At 47.2% G+C, this 21274-nt stretch carries 17 protein-coding genes; 10 read left to right on the top strand and 7 right to left on the bottom strand.

The window, feature by feature from the left end:
* Window positions 1-190: 190 nt before the first annotated feature.
* Both argA and AEA42_RS10325 read left to right on the top strand, forming a co-directional pair.
* Complete coding sequence (argA, locus tag AEA42_RS10330; RefSeq protein ID WP_055647679.1) at window positions 191-1510, top strand: amino-acid N-acetyltransferase; 1320 nt, start codon at window positions 191-193, stop codon at window positions 1508-1510.
* A 103-nt stretch (window positions 1511-1613) separates the two neighbouring features.
* On the top strand, window positions 1614-2132 hold the full coding sequence (locus AEA42_RS10325) for a PH domain-containing protein (RefSeq protein WP_055647678.1): 519 nt from the start codon (window positions 1614-1616) through the stop codon (window positions 2130-2132).
* Window positions 2133-2184: 52 nt separating this feature from the next.
* Here the strand turns inward: AEA42_RS10325 and rarD are convergent, their stop codons facing one another.
* Together rarD and AEA42_RS10315 are read right to left on the bottom strand one after the other, a co-directional pair.
* Window positions 2185-3072 carry an EamA family transporter RarD gene (gene rarD, locus AEA42_RS10320; RefSeq protein ID WP_055647677.1) on the bottom strand — a complete coding sequence of 296 codons (888 nt, stop codon included), beginning with the start codon at window positions 3070-3072 and terminating at the stop codon, window positions 2185-2187.
* Window positions 3073-3304: 232 nt separating this feature from the next.
* Complete coding sequence (locus tag AEA42_RS10315) at window positions 3305-3769, bottom strand: thioesterase family protein (protein ID WP_055647676.1); 465 nt, start codon at window positions 3767-3769, stop codon at window positions 3305-3307.
* A gap of 277 nt (window positions 3770-4046) precedes the next feature.
* Here AEA42_RS10315 and recQ point away from each other — a divergent pair, with 277 nt between their 5' ends.
* Window positions 4047-5870 (top strand): DNA helicase RecQ, encoded by a 1824-nt coding sequence (gene recQ, locus AEA42_RS10310; protein WP_037422886.1) that lies wholly within the window; start codon window positions 4047-4049, stop codon window positions 5868-5870.
* Here recQ and AEA42_RS10305 read toward each other — a convergent pair.
* Window positions 5852-7630, bottom strand: a complete 1779-nt coding sequence (locus tag AEA42_RS10305) for a diguanylate cyclase (protein WP_055647675.1) — start codon at window positions 7628-7630, stop codon at window positions 5852-5854. The two genes, recQ and AEA42_RS10305, sit on opposite strands and share 19 nt — an antisense overlap.
* A 495-nt stretch (window positions 7631-8125) precedes the next feature.
* Between AEA42_RS10305 and leuA the strand changes: the two genes are divergently transcribed.
* The 5 genes from leuA to AEA42_RS10280 all read left to right on the top strand — a co-directional run bounded on the left by leuA (window position 8126) and on the right by AEA42_RS10280 (window position 14768).
* Window positions 8126-9694, top strand: a complete 1569-nt coding sequence (gene leuA / locus AEA42_RS10300; protein WP_055647674.1) for a 2-isopropylmalate synthase — start codon at window positions 8126-8128, stop codon at window positions 9692-9694.
* Window positions 9695-9745: 51 nt separating this feature from the next.
* Complete coding sequence (gene leuB, locus AEA42_RS10295) at window positions 9746-10840, top strand: 3-isopropylmalate dehydrogenase (RefSeq protein ID WP_055647673.1); 1095 nt, start codon at window positions 9746-9748, stop codon at window positions 10838-10840.
* Window positions 10840-12264, top strand: a complete 1425-nt coding sequence (leuC, locus tag AEA42_RS10290; RefSeq protein WP_055647672.1) for a 3-isopropylmalate dehydratase large subunit — start codon at window positions 10840-10842, stop codon at window positions 12262-12264. Before leuB ends, leuC begins: the two co-directional genes overlap by 1 nt.
* 24 nt (window positions 12265-12288) lie before the next feature.
* Window positions 12289-12894 carry a 3-isopropylmalate dehydratase small subunit gene (leuD, locus tag AEA42_RS10285; RefSeq protein ID WP_023265756.1) on the top strand — a complete coding sequence of 202 codons (606 nt, stop codon included), beginning with the start codon at window positions 12289-12291 and terminating at the stop codon, window positions 12892-12894.
* 527 nt (window positions 12895-13421) lie between these two features.
* A complete protein-coding gene (locus AEA42_RS10280; RefSeq protein WP_055647671.1) occupies window positions 13422-14768 on the top strand; it encodes an outer membrane protein transport protein in 1347 nt (448 codons plus the stop codon).
* Between the two features lie 60 nt (window positions 14769-14828).
* Here the strand turns inward: AEA42_RS10280 and AEA42_RS10275 are convergent, their stop codons facing one another.
* Window positions 14829-16115 (bottom strand): FAD-dependent oxidoreductase, encoded by a 1287-nt coding sequence (locus tag AEA42_RS10275; protein ID WP_055647670.1) that lies wholly within the window; start codon window positions 16113-16115, stop codon window positions 14829-14831.
* Between the two features lie 423 nt (window positions 16116-16538).
* Here AEA42_RS10275 and glpK point away from each other — a divergent pair, with 423 nt between their 5' ends.
* A complete protein-coding gene (glpK, locus tag AEA42_RS10270) occupies window positions 16539-18023 on the top strand; it encodes a glycerol kinase GlpK (RefSeq protein ID WP_037428871.1) in 1485 nt (494 codons plus the stop codon).
* A 69-nt stretch (window positions 18024-18092) separates the two neighbouring features.
* Here the strand turns inward: glpK and AEA42_RS10265 are convergent, their stop codons facing one another.
* The 3 genes from AEA42_RS10265 to AEA42_RS10255 all read right to left on the bottom strand — a co-directional run bounded on the left by AEA42_RS10265 (window position 18093) and on the right by AEA42_RS10255 (window position 20308).
* The gene (locus AEA42_RS10265; RefSeq protein WP_037422850.1) at window positions 18093-18410 is read right to left on the bottom strand and encodes a hypothetical protein; all 318 of its coding nucleotides are present in this window, start codon (window positions 18408-18410) and stop codon (window positions 18093-18095) included.
* 93 nt (window positions 18411-18503) lie between these two features.
* Complete coding sequence (locus AEA42_RS10260; RefSeq protein WP_055647669.1) at window positions 18504-19577, bottom strand: PepSY domain-containing protein; 1074 nt, start codon at window positions 19575-19577, stop codon at window positions 18504-18506.
* On the bottom strand, window positions 19574-20308 hold the full coding sequence (locus AEA42_RS10255; protein WP_231640379.1) for a peptidase: 735 nt from the start codon (window positions 20306-20308) through the stop codon (window positions 19574-19576). The genes AEA42_RS10260 and AEA42_RS10255 overlap by 4 nt, the downstream gene beginning before the upstream one ends.
* 492 nt (window positions 20309-20800) lie before the next feature.
* Between AEA42_RS10255 and mraZ the strand changes: the two genes are divergently transcribed.
* Window positions 20801-21259: a division/cell wall cluster transcriptional repressor MraZ gene (mraZ, locus tag AEA42_RS10250; RefSeq protein WP_037428867.1), complete on the top strand. Its 459-nt coding sequence runs from the start codon at window positions 20801-20803 to the stop codon at window positions 21257-21259.
* The last annotated feature ends 15 nt before the right edge of the window (window positions 21260-21274 follow it).

Here is a 21274-nt window from a genome sequence, read left to right as displayed (position 1 = left end):
AAAATGTAATCATTTATCAAAAGTGCAATTTTTTGAAAATATAAGCACTTTGTTGTATTAAAACTGCATTTTAATGAGAATAAATTCTTTATTGGTGAATTAAAATGCAATACTATACGCGGGTTTTCGTTATTCACTCCTGGTAAGCCATTTTGGGGGTACCAGCTTAAATATGAGGTGTAAACAACGCGTGCGTACCACTGAACTGGTTGATGGATTTCGTCATTCTGCCCCTTACGTTAATGCCCATAGAGGGAAAACCTTTGTGGTGATGTTGGGTGGCGAGGCTTTAGCACAAAATCAATTTCGCGGCATTTTGAATGACGTGGCGTTGTTACACAGTTTGGGTATTAAAGTGGTGTTGGTGTATGGCGCGAGGCCGCAAATCGATGCAGCGTTAGCCGCCAATGGGATTGAACCCGCCTACCACGAAGGTGTACGTATCACGGATGAAGACTCACTCAAAGTCATTAAGCAAGTCGCGGGTGCATTACAGTTTGATATTACCGCGCGTTTATCGATGAGTTTAAGCAATACGCCGATGCAAGGTGCGCAAATTAACTTAGTCAGCGGTAACTTTGTGATTGCTCAGCCACTGGGCGTCGATAATGGTGTGGATTTTTGTCTAAGCGGCAAAGTGCGCCGTATCGATACTCAAGGGCTTAAGCGTCAGCTCGATAACCACTGTATCGTGTTGATGGGGCCGATTGCTGCATCCGTCACTGGCGAAAGCTTTAACCTCACGGCCGAAGAGATTGCCACTCAGGTTGCTATCAAGCTTAAGGCCGACAAGATGATTGGCTTTAGTTCGCAAAATGGCATCCTCGATCGCAATGGCGATGTGATTGCCGAATTAATGCCAAATGATGCGCAAAATATTCTGACTAAGCTTGCTGAGCAAGGTTCTGCCTGTGTGGGCACGATGGCTTTCCTCAAGGCGAGTATTGATGCGTGCCGTAATGGGGTACCCCGTTGTCATTTGGTTAGCTATCTTGATGATGGTGCCTTGCTGCAGGAGTTGTTCTCCCGCGAAGGCATAGGCACGCAAATCGTGACAGAAAGCGCTGAGCGCCTGCGCCGCGCATCGATTAGCGATATTGGCGGCATATTGAATTTAATCCGTCCTCTGGAAGAGCAAGGCATTTTAGTGCGCCGAAGCCGTGAGCAGCTTGAGATTGAGATCGAGCAGTTTATGTTGATTGAGCGAGACGGCTTAGTGATTGGCTGCGCGGCTCTGTATCCGTTCGAGGAGGATAACGCCGGTGAGTTTGCCTGTTTAGTGGTGCATCCAGATTATCGCGATGCGGATAGGGGCAGTCTGCTGCTGAAAAACATCATAGGTCAGGCGCGTCATCGGGGTTATTCCCGTTTGTTTGCCTTGACTACCCGCAGCATTCACTGGTTCTTAGAACATGGCTTTGTGATTGAAGATGTGGATGCATTGCCGCAGAAGAAAAAGCAGCTGTATAACTATCAGCGCCGCTCTAAAATTCTCGCCCTTGATCTGTAAGCTTTTTACGCTTGATAAGATGCCAGCCTAGCGCTGGCATTTTTGTTGACATAATATGTCTTTGTTGGCAGATTAAGCTTTTCTTCCTTAAGGACTGCCCACCATGGTGACTCAGTTTTTCTCCCTCGCGCCTCTGACTCAAACTTCAATTTTAAGCTTTATTATCTTGCTGTTAGGTTTAGCTGGCTTACTGTGGATGTTGTGGGTTAAACCTATGCCGAAAGTGGCTAAATCGGCGAGCTTAGGCATCTTGTTAGTGATGATTGGTGGATTTTCTTGGGTGTTTTATCAATCCCATAATGCTGAAATCGCGCTAACCGACACCGAGCTAAAACTCGATATTCCCTTCTATAAAGTGCAATTAGCGCGTTCCGAACTGCTGGTCGAGCAGGCGCGTCTTATCGACTTGAAGCAGGAGGCGGATTTAGCGCCCAGCTTTAAAACCAATGGTATCGGTATGCCAGGGTATCAACTTGGCTGGTTTAATTTGAAGGGGAAGGGCAAGGCATTTGTGGCAGTGACGGATAAATCCGAGCTAGTGTTAGTGCCAACGACGCGAGGCTACAATCTGCTCTTATCTGTACCCGAGGGCGAGAAATTTTTAGCCCAACTACAAAAGTAGCAGGTCCAGTACACTTACCACTACTTTTGTAACCATTGGATACGGCGCGATATTATCGCGCCGTTTTGCGTTTATAGGCCATATCGAAGGTGAACACTAGCAGGGCGCTCCAGATAAAACCAAAGGTAATGCTCTTCTCTGCATCGAAGGATTCATTGAATAAGGTTACCGCGAGGATAAACATAATACTCGGGCCGATATATTGGAAAAAGCCGAGCATAGACAATGGAATGCGTACCGCTGCACCAGCAAAACACAATAGTGGAATCGTGGTAACAATCCCGGCTGCCATCAACAATAAATTAAGGTGCCAATCGTTGGTGAGCATATTCGCCGTGGCGCTATCTAAGGTCGCAACCAGATAAACCAATGCGACCGGTAGCAGAATGGCGGTTTCGACTAGCAGACCCGATTTAGCATCCACGTTGACCTTTTTACGTAGCAGAGCATATACCCCGAAGGTGCCCGCTAAGGCGAGGGAGACAATGGGGATTGAGCCAAATGAAATCAACTGAATTAGCACTCCAGTACTGGCTAGCGCAACGGCAAACCATTGCAGCTTACGTAATCTTTCTCCCAAAAACAGCATGCCCAGCAATACATTAAGCAGTGGGTTAATAAAGTAGCCTAAGCTAGCATCGAGCATATGATCATTATTAACGGCCCAGATAAAAAGCAGCCAGTTCCCAGCAATTAACAGGGAGGTGATTGTCAGTACAAGCAGTTGTTTTGGTTGTTTAAATAGTTGGCGCAGTTTGCCAAAACCGCCAATAAACATCATGATGATCACCATAAATACAAATGACCAGATCACCCGATGCAATAAAATTTCGGTCGCAGAAACATGATGAAGCAGTTTGAAATATAAAGGCGCAAACCCCCACATACAGTAAGCACTGACGGCGAGTAGGATCCCTTTGCGGTATTCAGTATCAGGCATGAGAAATCTTCGAAAAACAACAGGACGGCGATTGTAGGAGTGTACGCCGCTCGACTCAAGGTGTGTGCAGCCTCCTTTTTCGTTACAGGATGTCTCTAATGGCGAACGCTAGCGATTAAAAAGGGGAAAATATCTGATTAATCTAGATATTTCCCTTTAGTTTATTGCTGTCGAATGCGGTAAATAATTTCTTAAAAAACCATGTGTGATAACAGATTCGCCTGATAACAGATTAGCCAACCATATAAGTACCTGTGCCGAAGGCAATATGGGTTCCTTGTTCATTGTGTAACTCCATTCGGCAAACCGAGACGCGATTACCCGCTCGGATCACACTGCCTGTGCCAGTAAACACTTGCCCGCGCCCAGGCCTGAGGTAATCCACCCGCATATCGATAGTGCCCAAGGTTTGCAGCCGTTGTTGTAATTCTTCAATTGTCCAATCATCACGGCTGGCAACGAGACCTGCAAAGGCCGTGAGCCCGCCTACGACATCGAGTACCGTTGCGGTTACGCCGCCGTGGAGAATTTGCTGGTGAATATTGCCTATGAGTTCTGGCTTCATATTAATCGCCACTTCAACACCATTGATGTCGTAACGCTTAATGTCCAGACCCAATAAATTATGAAAAGGCACATGTTGGTCAAACACTTCGGCAACACGTTTGAGTACTTCGGCTTGAATGGGGTTGCTCATGTTATTCGTCCTTGTTAATTATTCGGCTTCTTATAATAAGAGTCGGGACAGGTTGAATGGGCATTCGACTTAGAGCAATTAATCTACCGCTAAGCCTATGTCTAATGCAACTTAAGCCGCTGTGCAGGCAAATCGTCTTAGGTGTTGTGATGAGCTGTGGATGTAGGCTAAACCTATTATCTGATTGTTGGCGTGGGCCAGTTTGGGCAAGATGGCGCAAGACAGGAGCGATTCTGTCCTTTAGAATAAGCGCCCTTACTTTTTAGCTAGAAGATCCATGGAAACTCAGTTACTCGACATACATGATGATCCGCTGTCGCAACGCCTAGCGCAGGTGTTTGGCTACCGTGACTTTAGGGACGGTCAGCGCGAGGTTATCGAACGTGTATGCAGTGGTGAGGACTGCCTGGTGATCATGCCCACTGGCGGCGGTAAGAGTCTGTGTTACCAATTGCCCGCACTGCTGATGCCTGGCATTACTATCGTGGTTTCACCACTGATTTCATTAATGAAAGATCAGGTCGACAGCCTGTTGCAGACGGGGGTCAATGCCGCCTATTTAAACTCCTCGCAGCCGCGGGAGCAGAGTGTAGAGGTGCTGAGGCAGCTGCATAGAGGCGAGCTAAAACTGCTTTATGTGTCTCCTGAACGCTTACTTACTGGCGATTTTATCGAGCGCATGCGCTCCCTGCCGCTATCCATGTTTGCCATTGATGAGGCGCACTGCATCAGTCAATGGGGGCATGATTTTCGACCTGAATATGCCGCCCTTGGGCAGTTAAAGCAGCTCTTTCCCCATGTGCCAATGATGGCGCTCACCGCCACCGCGGATCAGGCGACGCGACAAAATATTTGCGAGCGCCTAGGGATTAATCCCTTTAAATTACTATCGAGTTTCGATCGGCCCAATATTCGCTATACGGTTGCCGAAAAGCTCAATGCCGCGAATCAATTACGACAGTTTTTACTGCAACAAAATGGCAGTAGCGGCATAGTCTACTGTAGCAGTCGACGCCGCGTGGATGAGGTGGCAGAAAGGCTCACCCTGCAAGGGTTTCATGCTAAGGCTTACCATGCGGGCATGACGGCAGAAGAGCGCGGCGAAGTGCAGGATAGCTTCCTTAAAGATCAAATAGATATTGTCGTTGCGACCGTCGCCTTTGGTATGGGGATTAACAAATCCAACGTGCGCTTTGTGGTGCATTACGATATCCCGAAGAGTATCGAAGCCTATTATCAAGAAACTGGCCGAGCGGGCCGTGATGGACTCGAGGCCGAAGCCTTTATGTTGTTCGATCCCGCTGATATTGGTCGAGTGCGCCATCTTATCGAGCAATCGGAGCCAGGGCCGCAGCAGCAGGTAGATTTCCATAAACTCAATACCATGGCCGCCTTTGCCGAGGCACAAACCTGTCGGCGCCAAGTGCTGTTGCATTACTTCGATGAGAGCGCGTTAGAGCCCTGCGGGAACTGCGATATTTGTCTTGACCCGCCTAAGCGTTATAACGGCACCGAGGATGCGCAGAAGGTGCTTTCTTGTATTTATCGACTCGGACAACGCTTTGGTATTAATCATTTGATTGAAGTATTGCGTGGCTCCAAGGGCGCCGCGATTGTTGATCGTGGCCACGATAAGCTCAGCACTTGGGGGATTGGTAAAGATAAGAGCCATGAATATTGGCTGAGTGTTATTCGCCAACTGATCCATTTGGGCTTAGCGAGTCAAGATATTACTCGAGGCTCGTCCATTACTTTAAATCCTTCGGCAAGACCGATCCTTAAGGGCGAGGTGGCGCTGATGTTGGCAGAGCCGCGTATCCAACTCACCAGCATAAAGCGTAAAACGACACAGTCGAGAGTGCCGCTTAACTATGATCGCAAGTTATTTGCCCGCCTTAAAACACTGCGCCGCACCATTGCCGAAGAGCAGGATGTGCCGCCTTATCTGGTGTTTAACGATGCTACTTTAGCGGAAATGGCGGCTATGATGCCGACAAGCCCTGGGGAAATGCTGGCAGTTAATGGCGTGGGGGAACGTAAACTCAGTCGATTTGGCGGTGAGTTCCTCGACGAAATAGCCGCTTATTTAGCGGGGGAGTAGTCGTTTTGTGTATCGGTCACCTTGAGTTTGCTGAGTTGATTGATGTTGGCACGTTTCACTAAAGAATCCAACGTATCAAACTGTTGCATCACTGCAATCCCGATATTGACCTTGCTTGATCCTTGTGATGTTTGAATTGTGGGCGTTAATTGGTTGACGACTCGTTGTGCGCCGCGGGCGGAGGTGTAAGGTAGCACTATCACAATTTCATCCATCGAATACCGTAATAGTATGTCTTGCTCACGGAGTTTATCTTGTAATTTATCGATCAAGGTTGGCAGATCGACTTGGCGAATTTGGCTAGCATTAAAAAGTAATAATGTCAGTGGATAAGCGCCCTGTTTGGCACTATGCAGGGTGAGCTCAAGCTGCTGAATAGGTGCAAGGCGCTTGGATTTGGTGTCAGGTGATGGGGCGTGTTTATTTTGCTTATCAATAAAGTACCAAATGGCGCCACCTAAGAGTGTCATGCTCACTAAAAACAAGGTGCTAAAGGCCCAATCTACATTCAGCTCATCCAGTAAGGTGGGATTGCTCTGTGGATCATCTGCGCTGAGTTGCTGTAATCCCTGCTGATTTAATCTGGCTTTAAACTGCAAAATTCGCATGTTGTTTATTGATTCGTTAGCCAGTTCTGCGGCATCGAAGCGCTTTTGTAAAAATTCGTAGGCGAGTTTGTAGTTATCTTGAGTGTGGTAATAATCACTCAATATACCATAAAACCATTTAAGATCAGTGTATTGCTTAAGCGTTTCGCCTTGTTCAATGGCAGAGTGCATGAGTGTTAGCGCTGCTTCATCCCTATGTTGTGCAAATCGTACTTGAGCGAGTAAACGAGTCGAACGCATCATGGCAACCTGTTGCTTTTGCTGCTTAAAAGTGTTCATTGCAATGGAGATATACTCTTCGGCCGTATCAATTTTGCCTTTATCAAGAGAAATTGAAGCCAGAATGGCATAGCTGTAGGCGAGTTCAAGTGGGGAGCCTATTTCTGGTAGTAAAGTTTTGGCTTGTTTTTCTAGTTGATCACTATATTCACGCTCACCATTATCTAGTGCAATCCGCGCGGCATTGCTCAGCAGTACATGCCGGACTTTTCCTTGGGCATCAGCACTTTTTAATGCCAATCTAGTGTAATACATGGCTTGGGGTAAATCTTCGGTGGCATAGAGTAAACTCCCCATCGCAGCATAGACATAACCCTCTGGCGGCCAGACCCAATTTTGCGTTTGAGTATGGATATCGGGATAGATATCAATAGCGATGCGTAAATCTTCAATTGCGGAGGAAAAATTCTCCGTATTGGTATCCAGTTGCCCTCTTAAGCGGAGTGCATCGATAAGGGCTTGTGGCTGCTGGTAGCGTCTAGCAAGAGTAATTGCGGAGTCCAGTATGGGTAATGCATCTTTAATATTGTCGTAATTTAGATAGGCATCGGCCTGACAATTCAAAAAATAGGGGCGCGCTTGATCTAACTTAAGCTGTTTAGCATGGGCTTCACCCATTTGCGCAAGATTAATCGCCGCTTCATTTTCACCGAGTTGTAACAGGTTTTGACACTTCAATATACTGAGGCGAAGCTTATCAATATTGCTGGTATTATCAGTTTGTTGCTGCTTTTCTAATGCGGTAATTTGTGCCAAAGCCTTGGTTGGATACTGATAAACTTCCCATGTCAATTTATCTAACTGCTCATTAGCGCAAGCCCATAATGGCACAAGCCACAATAATAGGCTCAGCGCTAAGACGCGAAAATCCATTTTTTGCTCCATACCGTGCATTTATTCTAGTATCCGTAACTTCGGGCGAGGATTATAACGTGTATCAGGTTATTTTTGCATAAAAAATGATTTTTTTGTTAAAAGTTTGAGGTGCAGCATTTAATTTATTTATCTTGTATTGCAAGGGATTAACAATACAACCTTGAGACAAACATATCTGTTTCTGCCATTTTGCAGCAGATATATTAAGTAACATGAAAAAAATTGGGGTTGACACATTTAGTCAAGCAAGTTAAATATTAACCAAAGCAATATTCAATCAACAGAATAAATATTTAATTTAAATGAATAGAATTAGCAGCAAACTCGACCTCCTCCTTCTCTCTCTCGCGCCACAAACGCGGAGGTCTTAGTGTTGCTCGCTCGATAGATAGGCAAAACACTCAAAAACCCCGCACCAATGTTGCGGGGTTTTTTGTATCTGAATACGGCAAAAGTTAAATAATGAACGGTGACGTTCCATGGAGAAACCCGATGTCTAACAGAGTCATTATATTTGATACCACCTTACGTGATGGCGAGCAGGCGTTAGCGGCAAGCTTGTCGGTCAAAGAAAAGTTACAGATCGCCATGGCGTTGGAACGTCTCGGTGTCGATGTGATGGAAGTCGGTTTTCCCGTATCTTCCCCCGGTGATTTTGAGTCGGTGCAAACCATTGCTCGCACCATTAAAAATAGCCGAGTGTGCGCATTATCCCGCGCCTTGGAAAAAGATATTGATGCTGCCGCTCAAGCATTATCGGTGGCTGATCAGTTCCGCATTCATACGTTTATCTCCACCTCGACCATCCATGTTGAGAGCAAATTAAAACGTTCATTCGAGCAAGTGTTGGAAATGGCGGTCGGTGCAGTGAAATATGCCCGTCGTTTTACCGATGATGTTGAATTTTCATGCGAAGATGCGGGGCGTACGCCGATTGATAATTTGTGCCGTATGGTGGAAGCGGCGATTCACGCGGGGGCTCGCACCATCAATATCCCAGATACTGTGGGCTACACAGTGCCAAGCGAGTTTGGCAGCATTATTCAAACTTTGTTTAATCGCGTACCGAATATCGACCAAGCCATTATTTCGGTTCACTGCCACGATGACTTAGGTCTGTCGGTCGCCAATTCGATTACTGCTGTGCAGCATGGCGCGCGCCAAATCGAATGTACCATGAATGGGATTGGTGAGCGTGCGGGTAACTGCTCTTTAGAAGAGATCGCCATGATCTTAGCGACCCGTAAGAACCTGCTAGGGTTTGAAACGGGGATCAATGCGAAGGAAATTCACCGAACCTCAAATTTAGTCAGCCAGTTGTGCAATATGCCAATCCAGTCGAATAAGGCGATTGTTGGCGCTAATGCCTTTACCCATTCGTCGGGGATTCACCAAGATGGCATGTTAAAAGCGCAAAACACTTATGAAATTATGACGCCAGAGAGCATCGGCCTGAATCGTAACAATCTGAATATGACCTCGCGCTCCGGCCGTCATGTGATTAAGCATCGCATGGAGGAAATGGGCTACAGCGAGCAGGATTACAACTTGGATGCCCTGTATGAACAGTTTTTAAAATTGGCGGATAAAAAGGGCCAAGTCTTCGATTATGACTTAGAAGCCTTAGCCTTCATGGAGACACAAGCCGCAGAAGATAACTTTTATCAATTACAGCAGTTAGTGGTGCAATCTGACTCAACCGAAGGCGTGGCCACGGCGACGGTGCGTATTGATGTCGGCGGTGAGATTAAAACTGAGGCCGCTACAGGAAATGGCCCTGTTGATGCTGCCTATAATGCTATCGCCCGCGCGACTGACCGCCGTATCGATATCATCAGCTACAAATTGGGGGCTAAGGGCGTAGGACAAAATGCGCTCGGCCAAGTTGATATTACCGCGGTTTACCATGAGCAAAATTTCCACGGTGTCGGGTTAGCGACCGACGTGGTTGAGGCATCAGCCCGTGCATTAGTGCACGTGATGAACCTGACATGCCGCGCCGATAAGGTTGCAGATTACAAACAGAATATGCATAAAAACAAAGAGCTGGGCGGCGTATAGCCAAGGTAATATCGAGCATAAAGTTTTCACATTGAAGGAGTGAGCGGGCGTATGAGTTATCAAATTGCAGTATTAGCCGGGGATGGTATTGGGCCAGAAGTGATGGCCGAGGCGCGTAAGGTGTTAAAGGCGGTTGAGGCACGTTTTGGCCTTAACATTGAATACACTGAATATGATGTCGGCGGTATCGCTATCGACAACCATGGTTGTCCATTGCCAGAGGCAACACTGAAGGGCTGTGAGGCGGCCGATGCCATTCTGTTCGGCTCTGTCGGTGGCCCTAAATGGGAGAAACTGCCGCCCAATGAACAGCCCGAGCGTGGTGCTCTGTTGCCGCTACGGGGTCACTTCGAACTGTTTTGTAACCTACGCCCCGCTAAATTGCATGATGGTTTAGAACATATGTCACCGCTGCGCAGTGATATTTCTGCAAGAGGTTTCGATGTTCTCTGCGTGCGTGAGTTAACGGGTGGGATCTACTTCGGCAAGCCTAAGGGGCGCCAAGGTGAAGGTGAGAGCGAAGAAGCCTTCGATACCATGCGTTACAGCCGCCGTGAAATTAGCCGTATTGCGCGCATTGCCTTTGAAGCCGCTCGCGGACGCCGTAAAAAAGTCACTTCGGTCGATAAGGCAAACGTATTGGCTTGCTCGGTATTGTGGCGCCAAGTGGTTGAAGAAGTGGCGGTCGATTTTCCCGACGTTGAGCTGGAACATATCTATATCGACAACGCGACCATGCAGTTGCTGCGCCGCCCCGATGAGTTTGACGTTATGCTGTGTTCTAACTTGTTTGGCGACATTTTATCGGATGAAATCGCCATGCTGACGGGTTCTATGGGCTTGTTGTCTTCGGCGAGCATGAATAGCACTGGCTTTGGTTTGTTTGAACCCGCAGGTGGCAGTGCGCCGGATATCGCAGGTAAAGGTATTGCTAATCCGATTGCACAAATTCTGTCGGCGGCACTGATGCTGCGCCACAGCTTAAAGCAAGAAGAGGCGGCAAGTGCGATTGAACGTGCTGTGACTAAGGCGCTGAATTCTGGCTATTTAACCGGTGAGCTATTAAGTAGCGACCAACGCCATAAGGCTAAATCGACGGTCGAAATGGGCAACTTTATCGCCGATGCAGTTAAGGCAGGTGTGTAATGACTAATCCTTCAATATCAAGTGCTCCGAAAACCCTGTATCAAAAGGTGTGGGATGCTCACGTTGTAGCAACTCCCGAGGGTGAAGCACCGATCATTTATGTCGACAGACACTTAGTTCATGAAGTGACTTCTCCCCAAGCTTTTAGTGGCTTAAAAGTGGCTGGGCGTAAATTACGTGCCCCGGAGAAAACTTTCGCGACCATGGATCACAACACCTCAACGCGCAGCGCTAGTCTTGATGCCTTAAGCCCGATGGCGCGCACTCAGGTCGAGACCTTGGCGCAAAACTGTAAAGACTTCGGCGTACGCTTATATGATATTCACCATCCTAATCAAGGAATTGTGCATGTTATGGGGCCTGAGCTTGGGATTACCTTACCCGGCACTGTGATCGTCTGTGGTGATTCTCACACCGCGACCCACGGCGCCTTTGGCGCCTTGGCCTTCGGTATCGGCACTTCCGAGGTGGAGCATGTGTTGGCGACCCAGACTCTGCGCCAATTAAAAGCCAAGACCATGAAAATCGAAGTCCGCGGTCAGGTCACCGATGGCGTAACGGCTAAAGATATCGTACTGGCGATTATCGGTAAGATTGGGATGGATGGCGGCACTGGCTATGTGGTTGAGTTTTGTGGTGAGGCCATTGAAGCATTGTCGATGGAAGGGCGCATGACAGTCTGCAATATGGCGATTGAAATGGGCGCTAAGGCTGGCATGGTCGCGCCGGACCAAACCACTTTCGATTACCTAGAAGGTCGTGAGTTTGCGCCAAAGGGCGAAGATTGGGCACAAGCCGTCGTCGCCTGGAAGGCGCTGAAAACCGATGTTGGCGCTGAGTTTGATGCCACCGTGGTGTTGGATGCTGCCGATATCGCGCCGCAGCTCACGTGGGGTACTAACCCTGGACAAGTCGTTGCCATCGATGCGCCAGTGCCTAATCCTGCCGATGAGGTGAATCCAACGATTCGCGCTAGCATGGAAAAAGCACTGGACTATATCGGCTTAACTGCAGGCACGCCAATGACAGATGTGGCGATCAATAAGGTCTTTATCGGATCTTGCACTAACTCGCGGATTGAAGATTTACGCAGCGCGGCGAAGCATGCCAAAGGGCGCAAAGTGGCTGCGGGCGTTACGGCAATCGTAGTACCGGGTTCTGGCCAAGTGAAGGCACAGGCCGAGGCCGAAGGCTTAGATAAAATCTTTATCGAGGCCGGATTCGAATGGCGTTTACCGGGCTGCTCTATGTGTTTGGCGATGAACGATGACAGATTAGAGGCGGGCGATCGCTGCGCTTCGACCAGTAACCGTAACTTCGAAGGTCGCCAAGGCCGTGGTAGTCGCACGCACTTGGTGAGTCCGGCGATGGCTGCTGCAGCGGCGATTGCTGGGCATTTTGTCGATATCCGTAAACCTTACTAACCGTCATCCCAAGAGGAGAAGTTAATGCAACCTTTTACTTGCCATACCGGGCTTGCGGTCATGATCGACAGCGCCAATATCGATACCGATCAAATTATCCCGAAGCAATTTTTATCTAAGGTGACGCGGGATGGATTCGGTGTGCACTTATTCCACGACTGGCGTTATCTCGATGATGCCGGGGATGTGCCTAACCCTGATTTCACTCTAAACAAGCCTCGCTATAGCGGTGCGTCGATTCTGCTGGCACAGGAAAACTTTGGCTGTGGTTCTAGTCGTGAACACGCCCCGTGGGCATTAGCGGATTTTGGCCTGCGCGCCATTATCGCCCCCAGTTTTGCCGATATTTTTTATGGAAACTCCATCAATAACGGTTTGTTGCCGGTGAAGCTGAGCGCGAATGAAGTGCGTCAGTTAATGGATGAGGTGGCGAGCGAAGAAGGCGCACAAATCACCGTCGACTTAACCACTTGTAAGGTGACATCGCCTTCGGGGGCTGAGTTTAGCTTTACACTGGCCGAGTCGGCGCGACATAAATTGCTGAATGGATTAGATGCCATTGGATTGACCTTGTCCCACGGAATGCAGATCAGCGAATACGAATCACAAATCCCAAGTTGGCGATGTTAAGCATTCAGCGAACACTTGTACCTTAATAGAAGTTAATCTTAAACGCCTAGTTCGAAAACTAGGCGTTTTTATTATCTACGCTTAAGTGTTTATGTCTAATGTGTTGTATTTGTTGATTTAAAATGGATGGCGGCTTTTCTGTTTCGCAAACAAAATGAATGCCAGTGATTTATGCTGAATTTTAATAGGTAAAATGGCTTACAGGTGTTTATAGGTTTTTTGTGGTTTAGTGTATTGTTTTTAAATTGGTTTAAGTATTTTTGGTGTTGCTTTTAAAATGCTTTCAGCAAATATCTTGTTGAAAAAATACTGATTATTCTTGTTTTAAAAGTGATTTATCTCACTAAAAATATTGATTAGGTTGTTTTTTCTAGTTTTTTTATCTGTTTTATTCCGGCTTGTTGCAAACATCTTCTGCATCGGTAAACTGCCGTGCATTCAATCTGGAGTGTTTGCTCTATTTTGTGTGAACGCCATTGTGACCAAGTTACTGGCACAGATAACAATAATATTTTTCGAGAATAACAATGCAAAAACGTCTTCTGACCTTGGCTGTGACTGCAGCCTTATTAAGCACAACGACTCAAGTGTATGCCGCAGGTTTTCAACTTGCCGAATACTCGGCAACTGGCTTAGGCCGCGCCTTCGCCGGTGAAGCCGCAATTGCTGATAATGCTTCGGCACAAGCGCGCAACCCTGCGATGCTGACCTATTTAGAAGGTCGTCAGTTATCTGCTGGTGGTATCTATGTGATGCCCAATGTAGATGTGAAAGGTGACGTGAGCCTAAGCTCGCCTCTGCTTGGTCCAAATCCAATCGTGATGAACGGTGATGCTATCGACGTAGCCGATGACGCTTTGGTACCTAACTTTTATTATTCCAATCAGTTGAATGACCAATGGACTTGGGGTCTGGCAGTTAACTCGAATTATGGTCTCGCCACTGAATTGCCTGCGACCCATGCTGCGGCTATTTTTGGTAACAAGACCTCGGTCACTACTGTTGAGTTTAATCCAAACATTGCCTATCGCATCAATGATGCTGTTAGTATTGGTGGTGGTGTGCGTATCGTTTATGGCGAAGGTGAAATCGGTGCTTCGTTACCGGGCTGGGTGGATAAAATTAAACCTGGTTTACCTCCACAAGTGGCAGGCATGTTACCGTCGGGTGGCACTGAGCTGAAAAGCATGAAGGGTGATGACATTGGCTATGGTTGGCAACTCGGTGCTAGCTGGCAAATTAACCCTGCTCATCGTTTAGGTTTGGCTTACCATAGTGGTGTGCAGCTTGACTTAGATGGTCATGCTTCAGGGGTGATTTATGATGGTGGTCAAAATCTGTCAATCGAAGGTTATTTACCACTTGAGTTGCCTGCGTTTGCCGAGTTGTCGTCTTATCATCAATTGACAGACAACTGGGCGATGCACGCCAGTGTTAACTGGACTGATTGGAGTGTATTCGATCAGTTAGTGGCGTACTTCCCTGGTGAAGTTAAGCCAAAGGGCGACTTAGAATCTGACTTAGTGAAAGAAGAGCACTTTGAAGATAACTGGCGCTTTGCGTTAGGTACGACTTATCAAGTGAACAATGAGTGGTTAGTGCGTGCGGGTGTGGCCTTAGATAAAACGGCGGCAACTAATGAATGGCGTACAACAACTATCCCTGACTCAGACCGTCTGTGGTTCTCTGTTGGTGCGGGCTATCAGGCGACTAAAAACCTGAATGTTGATTTTGCACTGACCTATATCCGTGCCACGGGTGATGCGCCAATTAACGAGCAGCAAAATCTGTTAAACCTAGCGACTGTTAACTTTAACGGTGAAGCGAGCGGTAATGTTTGGTTAGCTGGTATCCAAATGAGCTACAAGATGTAATATCAAGTTTGATTAAAAAAGCCCTGAATTTTCAGGGCTTTTTTGTCTGACGCTGATCTGTTATTCCGGTTCCTTAGGCTCGTGGGTGCGGTGAATGCCTAAACTGCCGAGTACATATTTTTCATAAATAGGTTCGCTAGTGCCATTGCGGACTTTGTAGAGAAAGTATTTCTCAAAGGCAATTTTGGCCACATGTACCCATTTACCCATAGATGTCCAGTTAGCATTGCGGGGAGGATTTTGGGGAAGAGCCACAAAGGCGGCACCCTTATCTCCCATGTCGGCCAAACAAATAGCATTAAGTGTTGGATGGGTCTTGGGAGGCTCGCCTTTTAAACTGGAAAGAATATTATCCACAATAGCAGTGGTCATAGATTCAATCATAAAACCCGTTTTAGGTACGCCAATGGGTACGGGAGTTTTTTCCAATGGTGGGAGTGCTACGCACACGCCAGCGGCATAGATTTCTGGATAACGTGGTGAGCGCTGGAACGTGTCGGTGAGTACAAAGCCCTTCTCGTTACACAGTTCTGGTACTGCTGCTATCGCAGGACTGCCTTTAAAAGGGGGTAAAAACATCGCAAGGGAGAAGGGTAAGGTATGTTGAAATTCGACTTCTCCTTTTCTATCTAATTCATCAACATAAGCCATACCTGATTCAAAGTGGGTCGTTTTAGCATTGCAAATCCATTTGATGCTACGTTCTCTAAATTCGTGTTCCATAAGTGACTTAGAGTCTCCCACGCCGCCGAGGCCCATATGACCCACATAGGGCTCGCTGGTGACAAAAGTGATAGGTACATGCTGACGAATTTTGTGTTTACGCAATAAGCTCTCTAGGGATAACACATACTCATAGGCTGGCCCAAAGCAACTTGCACCTTGTAGTGCGCCGACAACCACTGGGCCGGGTTTAGCGAGCAGTTGTTGGAAGCATTCGTAGGCTTTTTCGGCGTGATCAATGGTACAAATAGATTGAGTAAAACCATCTGGACCGGCACCTGGTACGTTTTCAAAGGCGAGTTTTGGGCCAGTACAGATGACTAAGTAATCGTAATTATCTGTTGTACCATCCCCTAAGGTGAGTTGCCTATTCATGGGATCTATATGAGTCACCCCTTCACCGGAATAACTAATCTTACGTTTAGCTAAGTAGGTTCCAATTGGAAGACTGATGTCTTCGCGCTTACGTTCACCGAGTGCTACCCAAGGATTTGAGGGAACAAATTGGAAGTCAGCCCCTTCACTGATCACACCTATTTCACAATCGGAAGGCAGTCGCTGTTTGAGTTCAAATGCTGCCGATACGCCACCTAGTCCCGCCCCAATTACAATGACTCTTTTCATTATCTACTCCTCCGAATGGATATTGTTAACAAAGAACCTGCCTTGGTCTTTGTATAATCTAAATTTTATCAATTAGATTTTTCTAATTATATAAAGCGTAGAAGGTATTTGTTTATTTGCAAAGCGAGTTGGGCGCATTGATGCTTTAGGGGCATTTTGGCTGCAATTAAGCGGGCGTATGCACTTGTGCTGTCCTTATTCTAGATAAACGGATAATAGTGCTGCCCTAGCAAACAGTATGTCATCGGACACGCTACACACCTGAGTATCTTCTTAATGATTTATTTGATTTTATTCACTGTTTCGGCCGATGCTGGTCAAAGACAGCCATTAAGAATATATTCACCCCAAGGGAATTTTGTGGCGATAATGTTGACCATAAAATCTCAATGGCGTTGATTTGGCTTGAAGAAAGGAAAGAGTGTGCAGAAAAAATATGTAGTGGCGTTAGATCAAGGCACAACCAGCTCAAGAGCGATTGTGTTTGACCACGATGCCAATATTGTCAGTGTTTCACAGCGGGAGTTTACTCAGCTTTATCCTAATCCCGGCTGGGTTGAACACGATCCAATGGAGATTTGGGCAAGCCAAAGTTCAGTGCTTATTGAGTCGTTGGCTCGAGCGGGGATTCACAGCGATGAAGTGGCGGCGATTGGTATTACCAATCAGCGGGAAACCACCGTTGTTTGGGAAAAGGCCACAGGCAAACCGGTTTACAATGCCATTGTGTGGCAGTGTCGCCGCAGCGCTGAGATCTGTGAGCAACTGAAAGCGCACGGCTTAGAAGATTATGTGCGTGAGAATACCGGCCTTTTACTCGATCCTTATTTTTCAGGCACTAAGATCAAATGGATCTTAGATAATGTGCCGGATGCACGTGCGAAGGCCAAACGAGGTGAACTGTTATTTGGTACGGTTGACACTTGGTTACTGTGGAAACTCACGGAAGGCAAAGTGCATGTGACCGATCCCACCAACGCCGCTCGCACGTTGCTGTTTAATATCCATAGCTTGAGTTGGGATAGTAAGCTGCTTGAGGCGCTCGATATTCCTGCTGCCATGTTGCCCGAAGTAAAACCTTCCTGCAGTGTCTATGGCACAACCCGTATTGCCGGTGAGGGCAGTGAAATTCCACTGGCGGGGATTGCGGGCGATCAACAGGCGGCGCTCTTTGGCCAGCTCTGTGTTGAGCCGGGAATGGCCAAAAACACTTATGGTACAGGCTGCTTTTTGCTGATGAACACAGGTAACAAAGCCGTGCGTTCATCCCATGGTTTATTAACCACAGTGGCGGTAGGTGCGCAAGGTGAAGTGAACTACGCCCTCGAAGGCTCAGTATTTATGGGCGGTGCGACTATTCAATGGTTGCGGGATGAGCTGGGACTTATTCGCGACGCCAGCGATACCGAATATTTTGCCTCTAAAGTGGCGGATACTAATGGGGTGTATTTAGTCCCCGCTTTTGTGGGGCTCGGCGCACCCTATTGGGACCCCAATGCCCGTGGTGCATTATTTGGATTAACGCGCGGTGCTAACCGTAATCATATTATCCGCGCGGCATTAGAGTCGATTGCCTACCAGAGCAAGGATTTGCTCGATGCCATGATCAAAGACAGTGGCGTCAGTCTAAAGCGTTTGAAAGTGGATGGTGGCGCGGTCGCGAATGACTTTTTAATGCAATTTCAAGCAGATATTACCGATGTTGAAGTGTTACGGCCGAGTGTTTGCGAAACGACCGCTTTGGGTGCGGCATTCTTAGCTGGGCTGGCCGTTGGATTTTGGCACTCGGTAACTGAGCTGGAGCATAAGGCCTGTATCGATAAACACTTCAAACCGAATATTGATGCGAGTAAAAGGGAGCGGTTATACGCTGGCTGGCAAGATGCGGTGGCAAGAACGCGTTCTTAGTTTCGTTTAGGCTTGAAACACATAAGGCGCACCCTGAGGTTGCGCCTTATTTATTTAACGGCCAGCACGTTAAACTTCGATATCGATAATATGTTTGTTAGCTGGCTGCGCTGTGTCAGCGGTATCGTCAGTGACTTCAAGTACTTTTCCTTCTTTTAAATCTTGTTTGTCCGCTGCGCGGCGTTTTTTATTGCGACTGGCATTATCCTGTTTACGTCTTTCCCTGACTTTTGCATCTAGGGTGGGTGGCAATTGCGACTGCGGCGTTTCATGGCTATCGGGCGCATTGGCGGTGGCACTGCTCACCTGATCAACGATCCGCTTTGGGGTTAGTACGGGTTTTACTGGCTGAGCCAGCATAGCGTAAAGACTGTCCAATCCACTCATAGCGCCTCCTTGGTTTATGACCACTTAACCCTTTATCGGCAGGGGCTGCTCAATATTTAGACTATACGCCGATTGAAGCCTATGCGCGACACTCTACTGGCACTCTGACTTTGGCCAATATCTGTGTTGCGCCTTAGTGACGAGTGCAAGTTTGCTAGGGCTGGCCTTGTGTTGGCAGCTTAGGCGAATGCCTTGCTCAAGCTCTGCTATGGTGAGTTTATCCAGATCATAATCATTGGGACTGGGCGCCTGCTCGACAAACCTTAGTTTACACAGGCCGCAGCGTCCGCCACCACCACATTGGGTTCTTAGCCTTTCACTCCCTCGATTAATGCTTTCTAAATAAGTGCCATTGAGCTCGGTAAATTTGGCAAGAGGCTGATTGTCCTGAGTATAAAGCGCCAGTTTTCCTGTTGCGGCCTTACGTCTAAAGAAAGGGAGTGATAACTGACTTTGATGGAATTTATGCCCAAGAATGTAGATACCCGTAAGACCTAATAACAGCGCGGCAATGCTGACGAGTTGTACCAATAAGTGGTTAAAACCAATGCCATTATCGGGAGCATAATCCATAAAATGCAGCATAAAGAGCAGATCTTTAAGATCCGATTGGCGATTTTGGTGGGCAAGAATCAGGCCCGAGGCTGTGTCGATATAAATCCGAGTGCCGACTTCGTCCGAGGCTGTCAGTACTGCAATTGGGCCACTGGCGTCGAATGGCGTTTCATGGGTGAGGATTTGCGGTGCGCTGAGTTCACCAGGGCCTGAGTAACTCTGTTTGGCAATAGCGAGTATATCGGCATCGTTCAAGGATAGCGGTTGGAGTGAGTCCGCCCAAAACCAGCGGTTTTGCTGAGTTGTTGTGAGGGCATACACTGCGCGGCTAAGTACTGAAGTCAACTTAAGCTCGATAATGCCTTCTGCTTGGTATTGTTGCAGTAGATTAGCCGTGGGGGCGAGTGCAGTAGTGGGACTCGCTGTTTGATGCGTGGTGCGATATGGGTTCGCATCGAAAAAACGCTCGTCAATCAGGTTAAAGGCCAGCCCTGTTACGATCCAAATCAACAGTTGTAGGCCAACAATAAGTGATAGCCATTTGTGTAGAGTTTGCATCACTAAACTGATATGGCGTTTACTCTCAGCATTCCGTTTGTTTGAGAAGCTCATTTTGGCTCCTCTTGGGAGTTAGTATTGCGAAAACTGATATAGCTCAACGCCATACCAAAGAGTGCGGTCAATAGGGCGAGTGTACTCATTACCGTGAGTAACGGATTCTGCACATTCTCCCGAGTCTTGTAGTCCATAATGTGCAGCATCCACATTATATCGAACAGCCGCCAGTAATTATGTCGAGCGCTGACCAATTGTCCTGTGACCGCGGAGATATAGAGTGTCGAGTTCATTGCATCGTCCAACTCCAACTGCCATACAGGTAATGCGCGGAGGGAGATTTCATTCGGTGCTGTTTGCTGGTGGAGTGTTGAATGGATGATCTTAGCCTTGCCCGTATATAGTTGCTGAGCGGTGTCGAGTGCTTGTTGTTGATTTAAGAGGGGTAATAATTCTCCCGTCACAGTGCTAAAACGCTGTAATTTCCCCGCTATTTTGGCGCTATAAAAGAGTGTGCTTTGGTGAGCATATAAATTGATTTCTGTTGCATCTGTGTGAGTTTTGATGAAATCCGTCAAGCTATAAGCGGGAGCTTCTACATGGAAAATTGCGGCATTGTTCTTGTTTGCCAAAGGTTTGCCACGGATAAACTCGATATCCATCCATACCATATAAGCACCTGTTGCAACCCATATCAACAATTGAAAGGCGGCGAGGAGTGCAAACCATTTGTGGTAGGTGCGGATCTGAGTTGCGGTCATAGGCGATTTATTGTGAGTTAATCCCATGGGAGTTTTGATCTTCCTCGCAATCGTGAAATAAAAATACTCACCTAATTGCAGAATAAATCTACAACCAAAAATAAAATTTCAGCTATTTATGCTGAAATTTTACACTTTACGGGATCACAAAAAGGTTAATTTTAGGTTTGTTTTGTTACGCGTTGTGAGTCTAGCGTGATTTACCTATGAGGAAAATCCCACATTTACCGAAATTTTGTGGCAGAAATTTCATTGCAACTGCCTGAAAGCAAAAGGCTGCTGTTTTTTTGTCCGCTTTTTATTTCTATGGTTTCCATCGTTTAGCTGATTTTAAGCTGCTCATTTTGTCAAAACATTGTCGCTAAGTTATGGGGTCAACATGCTGCTAACCCGCTTGCCGACTGGCTTTATAAAAGGATCCCATCCCTTGACAATGCTTGTCGACTATCCCTAAACTTAGCATTTGTGGGAAATAGTGGATATTTGTGGATCAAAAAGCAAAGGATAGGATGAATTAGCGTGTTTCGTGGAGCCAGTGCTATCAACTTAGATACAAAGGGACGGATCGCTATTCCAGTGCGATACCGCGAACCTTTGCAACTAGAGCACCAGGGCCGCATCGTCATCACAGTCGATATTCAATCTGCGTGTTTGCTCCTTTATCCCCTCCACGAATGGGAGTTGATTGAGGCTAAGTTGCTCAAGCTTTCGGATACAGATAAAACCCAACGATCCCTTAAGCGCATGTTGCTAGGCTATGCCCATGAGGTGGAGCTCGATAGCAACGGACGCATATTACTGCCACCACCGCTAAGGCAATATGCCAATTTAGATAAGCGCATCATGCTGGTGGGACAGTTAAACAAATTTGAGCTGTGGGATGAGCAAGCTTGGCTGCAGCAAATTGATGAGTGTCAGGAAACGATTCGAAGCGAGGAGCTTGCTAACAACGAGCGTCTGGCGGATTTTTCACTCTAACGAGTCGCATAATTA

It is taken from the genome of Shewanella sp. Sh95 (genome assembly GCF_001308045.1).
GTDB classification, from domain to species: Bacteria; Pseudomonadota; Gammaproteobacteria; order Enterobacterales; family Shewanellaceae; genus Shewanella; species Shewanella xiamenensis.
This window is presented reverse-complemented; position numbering and strand designations above follow the sequence as displayed.

Coding starts and splice junctions, on each gene's coding strand:
- AEA42_RS10325 (WP_055647678.1), top strand. CDS start 1,614: ATGGTGACTCAGTTTTTCTCCCTCGCGCCTCTGACTCAAACTTCAATT.
- rarD (WP_055647677.1), bottom strand. CDS start 3,072: ATGCCTGATACTGAATACCGCAAAGGGATCCTACTCGCCGTCAGTGCT.
- AEA42_RS10315 (WP_055647676.1), bottom strand. CDS start 3,769: ATGAGCAACCCCATTCAAGCCGAAGTACTCAAACGTGTTGCCGAAGTG.
- recQ (WP_037422886.1), top strand. CDS start 4,047: ATGGAAACTCAGTTACTCGACATACATGATGATCCGCTGTCGCAACGC.
- AEA42_RS10305 (WP_055647675.1), bottom strand. CDS start 7,630: ATGGATTTTCGCGTCTTAGCGCTGAGCCTATTATTGTGGCTTGTGCCA.
- leuA (WP_055647674.1), top strand. CDS start 8,126: ATGTCTAACAGAGTCATTATATTTGATACCACCTTACGTGATGGCGAG.
- leuB (WP_055647673.1), top strand. CDS start 9,746: ATGAGTTATCAAATTGCAGTATTAGCCGGGGATGGTATTGGGCCAGAA.
- leuC (WP_055647672.1), top strand. CDS start 10,840: ATGACTAATCCTTCAATATCAAGTGCTCCGAAAACCCTGTATCAAAAG.
- leuD (WP_023265756.1), top strand. CDS start 12,289: ATGCAACCTTTTACTTGCCATACCGGGCTTGCGGTCATGATCGACAGC.
- AEA42_RS10280 (WP_055647671.1), top strand. CDS start 13,422: ATGCAAAAACGTCTTCTGACCTTGGCTGTGACTGCAGCCTTATTAAGC.
- AEA42_RS10275 (WP_055647670.1), bottom strand. CDS start 16,115: ATGAAAAGAGTCATTGTAATTGGGGCGGGACTAGGTGGCGTATCGGCA.
- AEA42_RS10265 (WP_037422850.1), bottom strand. CDS start 18,410: ATGAGTGGATTGGACAGTCTTTACGCTATGCTGGCTCAGCCAGTAAAA.
- AEA42_RS10260 (WP_055647669.1), bottom strand. CDS start 19,577: ATGAGCTTCTCAAACAAACGGAATGCTGAGAGTAAACGCCATATCAGT.
- AEA42_RS10255 (WP_231640379.1), bottom strand. CDS start 20,308: ATGGGATTAACTCACAATAAATCGCCTATGACCGCAACTCAGATCCGC.